Raw genomic sequence first — 14860 nt, forward strand, 5'->3', positions numbered from 1 at the left:
CCTCCCGGATTACCCTAAATGACAGTTTCCATATTTTTGCCTGTTTTTAAAATTTCCTGTATACGTCCGTTTTTCTCTTCCAGAAGTTCTTTCGCCTCCTTGCTCCCTACTCCCATTAAAATCATAACAATTGCTACTTTGGCACTGTATTCACATTCTTCCAAAACCCTTCTGGCTTCTCCATCCGTAGCATTCGTACATGTCTTTACGATCCTTACGGTCCGTTCCAGAAGCTTCTCGTTGGTGGCCTTCACATCCACCATCAGATTCCCATACACCTTGCCCATCTGAATCATCACCGTAGTAGAAATCATATTTAAAACCATCTTTTCTGCAGTTCCACTCTTCAACCTTGTAGAGCCGGTAATAACCTCCGGCCCAGGCATGGGCGTAATGCCAATATCTGCCATTTTATCAATTGCGGAATCCGGGCAGCAGGTAACTGCGATTATGGGAGCGCCCATTCTTTTGGCATATACCATGGCTCCCAGGACATAAGGCGTTCTACCGCTGGCAGCCAGCCCCACCAGCACATCCTTTTCACAGAAATGAATTTTCTCTAAATCTTTCCTGCCTTCCTGCTCATCATCCTCTGCCCCCTCTTTTGCCCTGAAAATTGCTTCGGTTCCCCCTGCAATAATGGCCTGAATCAATTCAGGATCCGTGCCAAAGGTAGGGGGGCACTCAACCGCGTCCAATATCCCAAGTCTGCCTGAAGTACCGCAGCCTATATAGATCAGCCTTCCCCCCTTCCTTATTTGCTCATAAATCACTTCAGAAGCTTTTGCAATTTTATCCAGCTCTTTTTCCACCGCAAAAGCCACCTTCTTGTCCTCCTCATTCATCAGGCGGACCATTTCGTGCACGCTTTTTGAATCTATATTTGACGTATTTTCATTTCTCTGTTCCGTTGCGATGTAATCAAGTTCTACCATATTAATCTCCAATCTTGCCAGCGCCCCGCGAATTTGGCGCAAGCACAAATTTGTACTATGAAAAATTCCCATTAACCCTTTACTGAACCTACCGTCATGCCTTTTACGAAATATTTCTGTAAAAAAGGATAAATACAGATAATAGGCAGTGTTGACACGATAATAACTGCCGCTTTTACGGAAATGGCAATGGTAGACTTATCCGCACTTCCGGCTGCTTCACCTACCATCATGGTCCCATTCACAATATTCCTTAAATATAACATCACCGGATACTGGTTGCTGTTTAAATAAATCAGGGAATTAAACCAATCGTTCCAGAAAAACACCGCCGAGTAAAGACCAATGGTTGCAATGGCCGGCTTTGACAACGGCACTACAATTTTCCACAACAGTTTCCAATAACTCATTCCATCAATCAGCGCCGCCTCCTCTAATTCAACCGGTATGGTCTTAAAAAAGTTTATCAGAATGATTAGGTTAAACTGGTTGATGGCAAAGGGAATCAGCAAAGCAAATCTCGTACCAGTAAGCCTTAAGTAGCTGATTAGCAAATAATTAGGAATCAGCCCTCCCGAAAAGAACATAGTCAATATCACCATTTTCATAAAAAAGTTGTTTCCCCTTAAAAAGTCCTTTGACAAAGGATATCCCAGCATAATCATCATAAGAAGCGAAAAGGCGGTTCCGCAGATGGTATAAAAAAAGGTATTTCCATACGCCCTGAAAAAATTGGGATAAGAAAAAATCTGCCGATAGGAGGATAGGTTTAATCTTTTTGGCCAGAAGGTCACTTCATTGTTCATGATTGCCGCTGGGTCAGAAAGAGACATGGCAATCATATAAATAAATGGCAGCAGACATACCAGAAGAACCAATATCATAACCAGATTTACCAAACCATCAAAAATAAGATTTGACTTTGCTATCTTTTTATGTTTTCCCATGACTATCCCCCCTAATAAATTCCGTCCCCTGTCAATTTCCTACTGACAGTGTTAGACACAGTAACAAGGATTACGCCAATCAGACCGCTAAACAAGCCGATTGCAGTTGCATAAGAGTAGTTCTGGTTCGTAAGACCTGTGCGATAAACCAAAGTGTCAATAATATCGCTGACTCCAGAATTGGCAGGGGTATACATCAACAGCACTTTTTCAAAACCCAGGGTCAGCATCCGTCCTACGTCAAGAATCAGCATTACCATGATAGTCGGTAAAATGGAGGGCAGTGTCACATGAAACACCTTCTGTATCCTTGTAGCTCCATCCATCTCTGCCGCTTCGTAAAGTTCTGTGTTGATACCTGTAATGGCAGCAAGGTAAATAATTGCCGTCCAGCCCATAAACTGCCATGTATCCGTGAATACATAAAGCCACCTAAAATATTTGGCTTCATTCATAAAATACACCGGAACAATTCCGAAAACATTTTGCAGAAAGTTATTCACCATACCACTGCTAGGAGAAAGAAGTTCTCCCAAAATTGCAATGACTACTACTGTGGAAATAAAACGAGGCATATAGGAAACTGTCTGGACAAGTTTCTTAAATCTTGCATTCTTTACTTCGTTTAAGAAAATGGCAAATATAATGGGTATGGGGAAATTAATAATGAGGTTCATAAACGAAAGCACCAGAGTATTGCGAAAAGCTCTCCAGAACATACTGTCTGTAAGAAACCTCTTAAAATAATGAAACCCTACCCATTCTGTCCCAAAAGGACTCATACCTGGACGGTATCTGCGAAACGCCAACACACTTCCTAACATGGGAACATATTTAAACACCAGTATATGGATAATGGGAATCAGCATCATCAGGTATAACTGCCAATACCGCTTGAAATGGCTTTTAAAAGGCTGCTTCGGCACTGCAGCCGTTCCTCTTTTCACTGCTTTTACTTTTTTCATACACATACCATACCTTTCAAAACCAACCTAGCGGATGCAGGACTCCCAATATGTCCTTTAACCAATACTTGCCGCATGTTTTTTTAGCATGCGGCAAGCGTCATATCCCTTTTGGCCGATTTTATATCAGAGCGCATTCAAGAAATTTTCCCGCGCTCAATCACCTGTAGTTCTTACTTTAGTGCATCATTATACATCTGACAGAAGGAATCAATTTGAAGGTTGTTCATTTCGCCTACGTATGCATCCCAATCTGTTTCCAGAGATTTGCTTCCGGTCAAGAACCCATCCAGCCATACCTCAAGATTATCTGCCAGAGGCGTCTGCAGGGACGAAGCATCCTCCGCCTGTAAATCGTCAAAATCTACACTGGGGGGAATATCCTGGATTGCGTTATCCATAGCCGCCACCTGTTCATTGATCTTCGCATAATTCTCATCATACTTCGACATCTCACGGGCATTATACCATACCATCTGTGTAACGTCAGAGCCACACCCATACTGAACCTGCATATACTTATAAACCCCGTCAGCAGCGTTTAATATCTCATCGGAATATGTAATCGTATCGCCACTTTCCGTATAAGTCTCTCCTTCTATTCCAAGGCACCAGATTTTTGCTGCTTCTTCTGAGAAAAACATAGCGTCAATGGTTCTTACGATCCTTTCAAAATCATCCCTTTTCGCCGTTGCCGCCGGGAACATGATTCCACTGCCAAGGCTGGATTTAGGCTGGTGATGGGCTCCGCTGGGTCCCTCTAAAGGAGCGTACATTTGAAGCTTAAAGCCTTCCTGGGCAGCTGCTGATTCCACACCGCCAATCTGATCATAGTATGCATATGTTGCACAGGAATAGCCTGTGGCCATTTTCTGTGACCATGTATCAGAGTCAATAGGATCCGCCATTTCAGGATCAAGAAGCCCCTCTTCATATAACTTGTGGAAGAAAGTCAGGTATTCTTTCAGCTCATCGCTGGTCGCCGCTGCAAAATACTTGTTGTTCTCATAATCCCAGCTTAACACACTAGTACCTGATGAACTATTCTTTCCTACACTGATTCCAAAGGAAGGCATGGTCATACGATACAACACTCTAGGACCAGCTAGAATGGTAAGAGGATAAGAATCCGGGTTTTCTTCTTTGTATGCTTTCAATATCTCATATAAATCATCAAATGTTTTCGGTTCAGACAGTCCCTTTGCCTCCAAAAAATCCTCTCTTAAAATCAAACCACCATCATAAAAAGGTTTATCTGTCAGGGAAGGCATATAATAGAGCTTTCCGTCCTGAAGCTTTTTGGCTTCCACTGCATCTTCCAATCCAAATTCTTTTACTCTCTCCGTAAAGTTGGGTGTCCACTGTTCATAATCGCTAACAGGCACAAGAGCCCCATTCAACGCCAGGGAGGCATTTTCTCCCACGGTTGTCTGGTATAAAATTACGTCAGGCGCGTTGGTTCCTGTATTCAGGGCAAGAGAAACCTTGGTGTTATAATCCGCAATAGGGATGATTTCCCAGGAAACATCCACATTGTACTTTTCTTCCATGGCTTTCACCGTGAGCCAATCCTCTTTAAAAGGAAGAGTGGAGTTATCCGAATAATATACTGCGATTTTTAACGGATCTTCTCCGGCATACATGCTTTCTGCATCTTCCCCTTCAGCAGTGGTTTCACCCTCTGTCTGGGATGTTTCTGTTTCCTGCCCTGCATCGGTCTTAGCAGAGGCATCGTCTCCCTGTTCTGCCGGGGGATTGGCATCCGTCTGGGAGTCATTTCCAGAATTGCCGCATCCTGCAAGCATCGTCACAGATAAAGACGCTGTTAAAATGAGTGATAATAACTTTGACTTTTTCATTGTAACCTCCTTTTCATGTATCAGTTCATTCGTTTCATTATATTGCAACAGGTTTCCCTGACAACAATCATTTTATTGACATGAAATCAGCTCACGAAACGTGTTCGTTATTGTTACGATAACCTGACTCGCGAAACGAGACAGCGTTTGTTAACATAAGGATGTCTCACAAAACGATCCATCATCTATTTCGAAATTGTTGGCAAATTATTTAATTTTTCTTTGCTTTTTTTAACTTTTTTATGTAATTTAACTATACACCAGTATCTGATATGAGTCAATAACTTTTTGTAATAAAATTACATTTTTTTATTTTAAATGATTTATTTTTTCAATCTATTATTTTATAAATAGACTTGATCTACGGAAAAAATCAAATAGCTGCACCATATCCCGCAACAGCAACTACTGTTGCTATAAATGGTTGCCAAAAAGTCTGCAATCACTTCTGCACTGGTGCTAGTTTACATTTCACATAAACTTCAATTCGCTTTTTAATGTAATAAGCCGAATCACGGAGCATGATGGCTGTTCTTACCCCCAACTTATAAACCGACATGTGGAGTTGTCTCTTGGGTGAAGTTGGCCGGGGATAATAAACTGATTTATGCTGCTATGACAGGAACATGGATGTAGAGAGTTTATTTATATCAGAGATATCGTCTGCCTACAGGCCTATCATGAATATGACGGCAAAGCAGATACCAATGAGGGAGATGCAGAACTTTCCCTTTCTGAGTGGTCCGATTTGGCCGACTGCATGGATAACACATGATTTAATCTGGTTATTTGAGGGGGATATGATGTTGGAAAAAGATTTAAGATGGAATCAATTTGTAGAAAATAACTGAATAGAATTTTAAAATGGAAATAAAAATATGGATATTATTGTTAATGGCAACATTTTTCTGCGTATCTGTGGCCAGATATGTGGCAGCTACAGATAATCGTAAAAATAGCGCAGATGCAAAGGCAAACAACAGGCAGGATACGAAAAAACAGGATTGCTGATAGAGCCTCGAATCAGCCGGATTCCCTGCAAGGCGACAAAAGCCCCAAAGAAAATGAGGCTGATTGAAGGACAGGGATGCATATATGGACCGTATCTCCCATTAAGGTAACAAAAGAACGCGATGAGAGAATTCCGTCCACATATCACTAATGGCAGTTCCTGCTTTTGGAAAACAGCGTTTTCAAATAAATGCAGCAATAAGAAGTACGCTTATTCTTTGCTTAAAATATTATTTGCCATAAACATCCGATGGAAGCTGCCCCAACAGTTTCTTATATGCCCTGCTAAAGGTGGAGTAATCTTTAAAGCCGCATTCCATACTGGCAAGCGTTGCAGGCATCCCTGTAAGAATCAGTCCTTTAGCCGCTAAAATACGTTTTTCCAATATATACTGGTGCATGGAATAGCCTGTCTCCTCCTTGAATTTTCGCATCATATGGTACTTACTCAAATAGAATTCGGCAGACAATTTTTCAATGGTTAAATCCTTTGAAAGATTGTCGTTGATATAGTGAATCATCTCCACGATTTTTTTATCGTATCTGGCCATCTTGTGGAAAACCTCAGGATTGCTGATACAGCACCTGTTCAGCTCAATCAGTAATTTTAGAAAAGAAACTCTGCTGTACATGTCCTTAGCATAAGCATTATCATAATTAAGCTTTTCAATCTGCTTTACCGCTTCAAACAGATTTCCGCTTACGGCCGGCGACAAATGAATGACATGTCCGCCCTGCTCTTTTGAGGCCATCTGAAAACATAAATCCAATCTGTCTTCATCTTCCGAATGTTCCTCCAAAAATTCACCGGAAATATAAAACACATACCGTTCATAAGGTGTATCATAATCAACAAACGGTTTATGTATTTCTCCCTTACTTACCAGCAGAATATCATGCGGCTCTAATTTGTATGCCTTACCTTCTATATGGTATTCCACATTCCCTGAAATAAACCAAATCAGCTTGTGAAAATCATGGTAATGATAAACGTATTCCCTGCTGCTTATATCCTTTAAGTAAAACAGTCTGAACTTTTCAAACAGATATCCGCTTTTTACCGACTCCTGAATTTCATTCATTTTCCTGTGTATAATCCTTCATACAGATATTCAAATCCACATCTCCCTTGATTCCTGCAATACTACCCTTTGAGGAATACTGCCAGATATTAAATGCATAAGGGAAATAAACCGTCTCGTCATAATAGGCAAACCATTTCTCATAATCTTCTATCTGCTCCAAATCCAGCATAATCATGAAGGTTTTCAAATTTCCATAAATCATGGGCGTATAACCTGCCTCTTTGATTGTCTCGCAAAAGGCTATGGCCACTTTGGTAAATTCCTCTTTTGTCATCTCTGCGGTCCGAGCCGAAGCGCTTTCTGTCTCCTCTAAATCCAATACAACAGGATAATCAACATCATACGGCTCTATCAGTTCAATTACAAACTCTGCCTCCTCTTTGGCCTCCTTTGGCGTCATGGCCTGGGTGTAAAAGTAAATCCCTATATCAACGTCATTTTCCGCAGCCCCTTCCATATTGTCCACAAAAAATTCATCCTCTATCAGCTTTCCTTCCGAACTTCCCCGGTAACCTGCCCTGATAAAAGCATAAGAAACGCCGTCCTCAGCCACTTTGTCCCATTCTATCTCCCCTTGATGTTTCGAAACATCTATCCCCTTTACGGAACGGATATTTCTTTCTTCATCCACATAAATGATCTCCTCATTTTCCTGCTTTACAAAATTTTCATAAACATACTCATGTTTTTTCAGCGTTTCAGATATAGGAAAAAAAGAATATCCGCCGTCCGCATACACCACCACATCCTGCGGAAAAAAGCTCCTCAAAAGCGAGACAGTACTCTCCCCGCTGCTGACTCTGCGTTTTATTTCTTCGAGGAAACTGTTTCTTTCATCCTCCCTCTCCCTTAAGGCATTTTCAGCCAAATATGCATCTAAATCCTCCTGGGTATAAATAAATTCCAGCTCATGCTCCTCTAATCTGCTCATTACCTCTCTGCCTTCATTTTGAAGACTATAATTTTGCAGTACAAGAACAATACAGCCTGTAAGAGCAGTAAGCGCAATCAGGCAAAATATAATATTGCTGATTAAACTGCTTAACTGCTTTTTTTTATTTCTTCTTGTCACCGTTTTATTCATCTTTTCTTCTGAACCTTTCCCCATTTATCCTCTACCCGGTCTACCGGATTACCGGATGCAAACACAAAAACTTTATTACAATAAACAGCTTGCACAGCGTCACGATGTTTGTTGCAATAAGCCGGTTTGCGCTGCATGACAGCGTTTGTTTTTGTCTTTCCTTATAAGTATATTATGAATCCCCATCTTTTTCAATTGTTTATCCTTTCCATTTACAAATTCTATGTGGTTCTTAATCACAATTTTTCCCCAAAATAACTTTTATACCCTTCTCCATATATTTCCGTTGCATTGGTGATAATCATAAAGGCATTTCCATCCTCCTGTCTGACCACTTCCTCTACTTTATGGGCAATCTGCTTTCTCACCACACAGAAAATTACTTGCTTTTCCTCTTTCTTATATGCCCCGGTACCCGAAAGCTGGGTAACGCCTATATTCACCTCTCTCAAAATACGCTCCGTAATGGCGGCGGAGGAATCGCTAATAATATAAATCAGTTTAGCCTCATCCCTGCCATACAAAATCATATCCAGCACCTGCGATGTCACCACTGCGGATATAATGCTGTAAAGCACCGCCTCCACGTTCCCAAAAACAATTCCGCCTATCCCGATAATGACAGAATCCACCGCCAGAAAAATCGTGCCCGTTTTTAAGTGGGGCTTTTTAAGACGCAGGCATTTTACGATAATATCAGTTCCCCCTGTTGTGGCCCCGGCCCGCAGCACATAGCCTACACCTGCCGCCACAAGCACCCCTCCGAATACAGCGCCGAGCAAAGGCTGTGTGGTAAGTGGTTGCATCAGCTTAAAAAGATTGGTGGCTGCAGAAACCATAAAAGTAGTGTACAGAGTGGATAAAATAAACTTTACGCCAAATTTCCATACCCCTAAAAGCAGAATCGGTATGTTGATCAGCATAAACATTGTTCCGGTTTCAATGGGAATCAAACGGCTTAATAGAATAGAAAGCCCTGATGCTCCGCCCGGTGCAAGATCATTTGGATCAATAAACAGGCTTATCCCTGCCCCAAAAATGAAAGACGCAATCGTAATTGTCAGATATTTTTTTATAAACTTTGTCATTTCCACCTCAATCCTCCATTCTTCCAGTAGACCGCAAATAATTAGCAGTGGAGCCGAATGCCGAACTGTTACAACAATTCCTAATCACATACGGGCTGTTTTATTCGTAAAAACCGCATACCCTTATAGTATGCGGTTTTTTTGATAATATATATTCCGTCAGATAATTGTGCGGACCGGCTTAGGCTGATAGCCGCTTCGCTCTAAAGCGCCCATGATCTGCTGCTTATGTTCTGTTCCAAAAGCTTCCAGTGTGATGCGCAGCTCCACAGCGTCATTTCTGTTGATGGACACGAACTGGTTATGCTCTAGCTTAATTACGTTGCCGTTTTGCTTCGCAATCACATCCGCCACGTGGCTCAGCTCTCCCGGCTTGTCCGGCAGACGGACAGAAACGGTAAAAATACGGTCACGCAAAATAAGTCCCTGCTGAACCACCGAGGACATGGTAATCACGTCCATATTTCCGCCGCTTAAAATAGCCACAACTCTTTTCTTTTTTTCTGTCAGATGCTTTAGGGCGGCAACTGTAAGAAGGCCTGAATTTTCCACTACCATCTTATGATTTTCCACCATATCCAGAAAGGCCACTACCAGTTCTTCATCCGGGATGGTGATAATATCATCCAGATTTTTACTAAGATAGGGAAAAATTTTCTCTCCCGGCGTTTTCACCGCGGTGCCGTCCGCAATGGTGCTTACCCGCTCCAAAGTAACTACCTTTCCAGCTTTCAGGGATGCCTTAAGGCAGCTTGCCCCTTCCGGCTCCACGCCGATTACCCTAATTTTGGGATTTAAAAGCTTTGCAAGGGTGGAAACGCCTGTGGCAAGTCCTCCGCCCCCAACAGGCACCAGTATCTCATCCACCAAAGGAAGCTCTTTAAAGATTTCCATTGCAATGGTCCCCTGCCCTGTCGCCACAGCCAAATCATCAAAAGGATGAATAAAGGTGTATCCTTTCTCCTTGGCTAACTTGTATGCATATTCACAGGCCTCATCATACACATCACCATAAAGCACCACCTCAGCCCCGTAATTTTTGGTTCTGTTTACCTTAATCAGCGGTGTGGTGGTAGGCATAACAATGACAGCTTTTGCCCCAAAGCACTTTGCAGCATAAGCTACCCCCTGCGCGTGGTTTCCTGCGGATGCGGTAATTAAACCTTTTTCACGTTCTTCCGGCTTTAAGGTACTTAATTTATAGTATGCACCACGCAGCTTGTAAGCCCCTGTAAACTGCATGTTTTCAGGTTTTAAATAAACCTTATTTTCTGTCTGTGCACTGTAAAAATCACTGTATACCAGCTTTGTTTCCTGTATTACCTTTTTCACCGTATCCGCCGCTTCTTCAAATTTATCCAGCGAAAGCATTTTTTCCTCCATGCCTGTTTCCTCCTATGCTTGTCCGTCCACATCAAATAAAGCGTTTACAAACTGCTCCGAATCAAATTTTTGCAAATCATCCAGTTTTTCGCCCACGCCAATATATTTGACAGGGATATTTAACTCGGACTGGATTGCAACCGCAATTCCCCCCTTGGAGGTGCCGTCCATTTTCGTTAAGATAATTCCGGTAAGTTTAGCGGTTTCTCCAAATTCTCTGGCCTGGTTTAGGGCATTTTGTCCTGTGGTTCCGTCCAGCACAATCAGATTTTCCCTGTGGGCATCCGGAAATTCCCGATCAATAATACGATTCATTTTTTTCAGTTCTTCCATCAGGTTCCGCTTATTGTGAAGTCTGCCGGCGGTATCACAAATCAAAACATCCGTATGTCTTGCTTTTGCCGCGCTCACTGCGTCAAAAACCACACTGGAAGGGTCCGCCCCCTGGGCCCCTGCGATAATGTCCACTCCCGCCCGGTTTGCCCACTCGGTAAGCTGTTCGCAGGCCGCCGCTCTGTAGGTATCCGCAGCGGCGATCAGCACCTTCCTGCCCTGGGCCTTTAAAAGTCCTGCCAATTTGCCCACAGATGTGGTCTTGCCAACGCCGTTCACCCCAATGACCATCACGATAGACTGTTCATGTTCAAAGTCATAGGCGGTTTCCTCCACCTTCATCTGCTCCTTAATACTTTCTATCAGGAACGATTTGCACTCTGAGGGTTCCTTTAAGTGGTTTTCCTTTACCTGTTTTTGCAGTCTCTCCAGGATATCTCCTGTTGCGTTCACCCCGATATCTCCCATAATCAGGATTTCCTCAAGCTCCTCATAGAACTCATCGTCAATTGAGGAAAAACCGTTGAAAACACAGTCAATCCCATGAACGATATTGTCTCTTGTTTTTGTAAGTCCTTCTTTTAACCTACTGAAAAATCCGGCCATCAGTCATCCAACTCCTTATCAATTAAATTTACGCTCACCAGGGTGGAAACGCCCTTCTCCTGCATGGTAATACCATACAGCCGGTCCGCCTTTTCCATGGTACCGCGTCTGTGTGTTATCACGATAAACTGGGTGCTTTTTGTAAGTTTATGTAAATATTTTGCAAACCGGCCTACATTGCTTTCATCCAAAGCGGCCTCAATTTCATCCAACAGACAAAAGGGCGATGGCTTTAGATTCTGAATGGCAAACAAAAGCGCAATTGCCGTAAGAGCCTTTTCACCGCCGGAAAGCTGCATCATATTCTGTAGCTTTTTCCCCGGAGGCTGGGCTATGATTCGGATACCTGCCTCCAGGATATCCTCATCCTCCATAAGCTCAAGTGTTCCCTTTCCGCCGCCGAACAATTCTTTAAATACTTTATCAAACTCTCTCCCAATCTCTGCAAATTTCTCATTGAACTGCTTGCGCATGGCACTGTCCAGCTCTACGATAATGCCCTCTAAGGTCTTTTCCGCCTCCACCAAATCGTCATGCTGGGTCTTTAAAAACTGAAAACGCTCCATCAGGTTTCTATAGTCCTCAATGGCGTTTACATTTACATCCCCCAGCTTTTTAATCTGGTCCTTTAAAGAGGCAATCTCCTTCTTCATGGCAGGTAAATCCGTAAATTCTTCGTTCCGCAGGGCAGCCGCATCGGAGAGGGTAATCTCGTACTCGTCCCACATATAGTTGATCTGGTTATCCAGATTTTCCTGAAACTTTTCCTTCTGGGAATTCAAACGGTACACTTCCTTATCCAGGCTGCTCATCTTTTCGGCAAGGGATTCCCTGTCCTTAAAGAAATTCTTCTGCTTGAAAGAAAGCTGTTCTTTTCTCTCCACATCCTCCTTAAGCTTCTTTTCCGTATCCCCCTGGGTGGTGTGGGAGGCTGCGATTGTCTGCTCTATGGAAAGAATATTGCTTTCCTTTTCCTTCGTATCTTCGCTGCTCTTTTGGAGGCCTTCTTTTATCTCGGAGAGCTCCCTTGCAAACCGATCGATTTCTCCGTCAATACGGTTCACATTCTGCTGGTGGAATTCCTGCTGCTGAAGCATTTTTTCCACTTCCACATCCCACTCTGAGACATGTGCCGACTGCTCTGATTCCTCCCTGCGCTTTTCCTCCAGCTCTATTTGCAGCTTTCTGATTTCCTGCTCTGTCTTTTTCTCCAAAAGTTCGGAATCCTCAAGCTCCTTTTGGATTTCCAGCTTATTTTGCTTGATTTCCTTGATCTGCTCCTCTATTTCCCGCTCCTCCGCTTTAAGCTCCAAAGAGCCCTCGCTGGCTTCATCCCGGCGCTCCTGGGCCTTGATTACATTGAGGCGGGCCGTGTTTTGTTCAATAAACTTCCTTTGAAGGGCAGCCTTGTCCTCCTCTAAGGAAAGGCGAAGCTTATTTCTCCTCTCCTTTGTCATTTCTATCTCGTTTAAAAGAACATCCACTTCTTTTAAATATTTTTTGACCTTCCCTGACAGTTCTTCCATCTCTCTGCGGCGCCCTAAAAGATTGCTGTTGTTCTTATAAGCTCCGCCACTTATGGCGCCTCCCGGGGTAAGCAGTTCACCCTCTAATGTGACCATGCGGATGCTGTAATTATATTTTCTGGCAAGCCGCACGGCATTGTCTATGCCATCTACCACTACAATCCGTCCAAGCAGAGCCTTTGCCACATTTGCATACCTGTCCGCCACCGTGACCAGACTGTCCGCAATGCCAATCACACCGTTTTCCTTAAGCGCTTCTTTGTTCTTAAATTCCTGGGACTTTACGATGCTGGTAAGAGGTAAAAAGGTCGCTCTTCCCGCTTTTGTCTGCTTTAGAAAGGCAATCATCCTTTTCGCGGTTTCTTCATCATCTGTGACAATGTTTTGTATATTGCCGCCTAAGGCCGTCTCAATGGCGGTTTCATATTTCTTATCCACCTTGATGATATCCGCCACAACGCCAACAATACCCTTTTCCCTCTCTCTTGCCTCCATCACCCTTTTGACGCTGCCGCCGTATCCTTCATAGCGCTCCGTCAGGTTCGTTAAAGCTTCCAGCTTGGATTTTTCCTGATGGTAGCTTACCTGTGTGTCCCTAAGCTTTTGGTCCTTACCGGAAAGCTCCTCACGAATCAGGGCAAGGGCTTCTTCCTTCTGTTCCTGGGAATCGTTTAATGCGTGAATTTCCTGATTGATGGTCTCAAATTCTTCCTGGAGCTTTTTGATGTTTTCTTCCTGCTGTTCCTCGTCCGATTTGATGCGCAGCAGCCTTGAAGTAAGCTCCGCTTTACGGATGTTGACCTGCTCTGTCATAGTGTCATAGCGGCCAAGCTTTGACCGGATCGTTGCCCTTATATTCAGGGCCTCTATAATCATATTTTTATCAGCCTCGATCCGGTTGTTTAGTTCTTCTATCCGCCCCTGAACGCCAAGCAGCTTTTCTCTGGCCTCGTCTCTTACCTTTTCAATCTCGGCTACCTGGCTGTCAATTACCTTTTTATCCTCTAAAATCTTTTCCTTGTCACAAAGCTTTGTCTCAATCTCCTTTGTGACGGTTTGCTCTCTGGAGAGGAAGTGCGCTTCATTACTTTTCGCCGACTTGATCTGCTCCCGCAGCACATTGATCTGGCCTTCTAGCTTACCGCGCAAAACGCTGGTATCGGAAAGAGTTGTCCGCTCAGCTAAAATAGTTTCCTCTAATTCTTCAATCTGTCCTTGTATCTGCTCGTATTCTTCTTTTATCTGCTCATACTGGCTGCTGGTCTGTTTTAAATCGCTGTCCGCTATCTCAAATTTTTCCTGTGTGTTCTTTAACTGCTCTTTAAGGCGGTTATGCTCAAGCAGGAACATATTGACGTCTAAATTCTTTAATTCTTCCCGTTTCTTTAAATAAATTCTGGCCGTCTCCGACTGTTTCTCCAAAGGGCCTATCTGCTTTTCTAACTCTGATAAAATATCCTTTACACGAACCAGATTCTGTTTCTCATCTTCTAGCTTTTTCTGGGCCGCCACTTTGCGCTTTTTAAATTTCACAATGCCCGCCGCCTCGTCAAAAAGCTCCCTTCTCTCCTCCGGTTTACCACTTAAAATCTTGTCGATCTGGCCCTGGCCGATAATCGAATAGCCTTCCTTGCCAATACCCGTATCATAAAAAAGTTCATTCACATCCTTCAGTCTGCAGGGGGCTCCGTTTAAAAGATATTCGCTTTCACCGGAACGGTAAATCCTTCTTGCCACCGTCACTTCATCAAATTCAATGGCAAGCTGATGGTCCGAATTATCCAGTGTAATTGCAACATATGCATATCCAAGCGGTTTGCGCATTTCCGTCCCTGAAAAAATGACGTCCTGCATGGACGCCCCCCGAAGCTGTTTAATTCTCTGTTCTCCCAGCACCCAGCGGACCGCATCGGCAACATTGCTTTTTCCGCTGCCGTTGGGCCCTACGATACCGGTAATACCATTATGGAATTTAAATACGATTTTATTTGCAAAGGATTTAAATCCCTGAATCTCAATATTTTTTAAATACATATAC

At 43.2% G+C, this 14860-nt stretch carries 11 protein-coding genes; 1 reads left to right on the plus strand and 10 read right to left on the minus strand.

The features are described from left to right. Window positions 1-14 precede the first annotated feature (14 nt). From murQ to D5281_RS02930, 4 genes are all read right to left on the minus strand, one after another. Complete coding sequence (gene murQ / locus D5281_RS02915; protein WP_160558644.1) at window positions 15-935, minus strand: N-acetylmuramic acid 6-phosphate etherase; 921 nt, start codon at window positions 933-935, stop codon at window positions 15-17. A gap of 71 nt (window positions 936-1006) precedes the next feature. Next, window positions 1007-1882 (minus strand): carbohydrate ABC transporter permease, encoded by an 876-nt coding sequence (locus D5281_RS02920; protein ID WP_160558645.1) that lies wholly within the window; start codon window positions 1880-1882, stop codon window positions 1007-1009. 11 nt (window positions 1883-1893) lie between these two features. Next, entirely contained in the window at window positions 1894-2853 is a 960-nt protein-coding gene (locus tag D5281_RS02925) for an ABC transporter permease (protein ID WP_160558646.1), read from the minus strand. Between the two features lie 167 nt (window positions 2854-3020). Beyond that, window positions 3021-4706, minus strand: a complete 1686-nt coding sequence (locus D5281_RS02930; protein WP_160558647.1) for an extracellular solute-binding protein — start codon at window positions 4704-4706, stop codon at window positions 3021-3023. A gap of 680 nt (window positions 4707-5386) precedes the next feature. On the opposite strand from D5281_RS02930, the gene D5281_RS02935 reads away from it, so the two are divergent. Continuing rightward, on the plus strand, window positions 5387-5557 hold the full coding sequence (locus D5281_RS02935; RefSeq protein WP_160558648.1) for a hypothetical protein: 171 nt from the start codon (window positions 5387-5389) through the stop codon (window positions 5555-5557). 390 nt (window positions 5558-5947) lie between these two features. Here D5281_RS02935 and D5281_RS02940 read toward each other — a convergent pair whose 3' ends face one another. From D5281_RS02940 to smc, 6 genes are all read right to left on the minus strand, one after another. Next, on the minus strand, window positions 5948-6799 hold the full coding sequence (locus D5281_RS02940) for an AraC family transcriptional regulator (protein WP_160558649.1): 852 nt from the start codon (window positions 6797-6799) through the stop codon (window positions 5948-5950). Then, window positions 6792-7910, minus strand: a complete 1119-nt coding sequence (locus D5281_RS02945) for a glycoside hydrolase family 25 protein (RefSeq protein ID WP_160558650.1) — start codon at window positions 7908-7910, stop codon at window positions 6792-6794. The genes D5281_RS02940 and D5281_RS02945 overlap by 8 nt, the downstream gene beginning before the upstream one ends. 212 nt (window positions 7911-8122) lie before the next feature. Then, a complete protein-coding gene (locus D5281_RS02950) occupies window positions 8123-8974 on the minus strand; it encodes a YitT family protein (protein ID WP_160558703.1) in 852 nt (283 codons plus the stop codon). 159 nt (window positions 8975-9133) lie between these two features. Continuing rightward, the gene (gene ilvA, locus D5281_RS02955) at window positions 9134-10345 is read right to left on the minus strand and encodes a threonine ammonia-lyase (protein ID WP_160558704.1); all 1212 of its coding nucleotides are present in this window, start codon (window positions 10343-10345) and stop codon (window positions 9134-9136) included. Window positions 10346-10369: 24 nt separating this feature from the next. Continuing rightward, the gene (gene ftsY / locus D5281_RS02960) at window positions 10370-11296 is read right to left on the minus strand and encodes a signal recognition particle-docking protein FtsY (RefSeq protein WP_160558651.1); all 927 of its coding nucleotides are present in this window, start codon (window positions 11294-11296) and stop codon (window positions 10370-10372) included. Beyond that, a complete protein-coding gene (gene smc, locus D5281_RS02965; protein WP_160558652.1) occupies window positions 11296-14856 on the minus strand; it encodes a chromosome segregation protein SMC in 3561 nt (1186 codons plus the stop codon). The genes ftsY and smc overlap by 1 nt, the downstream gene beginning before the upstream one ends. Window positions 14857-14860 lie beyond the last annotated feature (4 nt).

Source organism: Parablautia muri (assembly GCF_009917485.1).
GTDB lineage: Bacteria > Bacillota > Clostridia > Lachnospirales > Lachnospiraceae > Suilimivivens > Suilimivivens muri.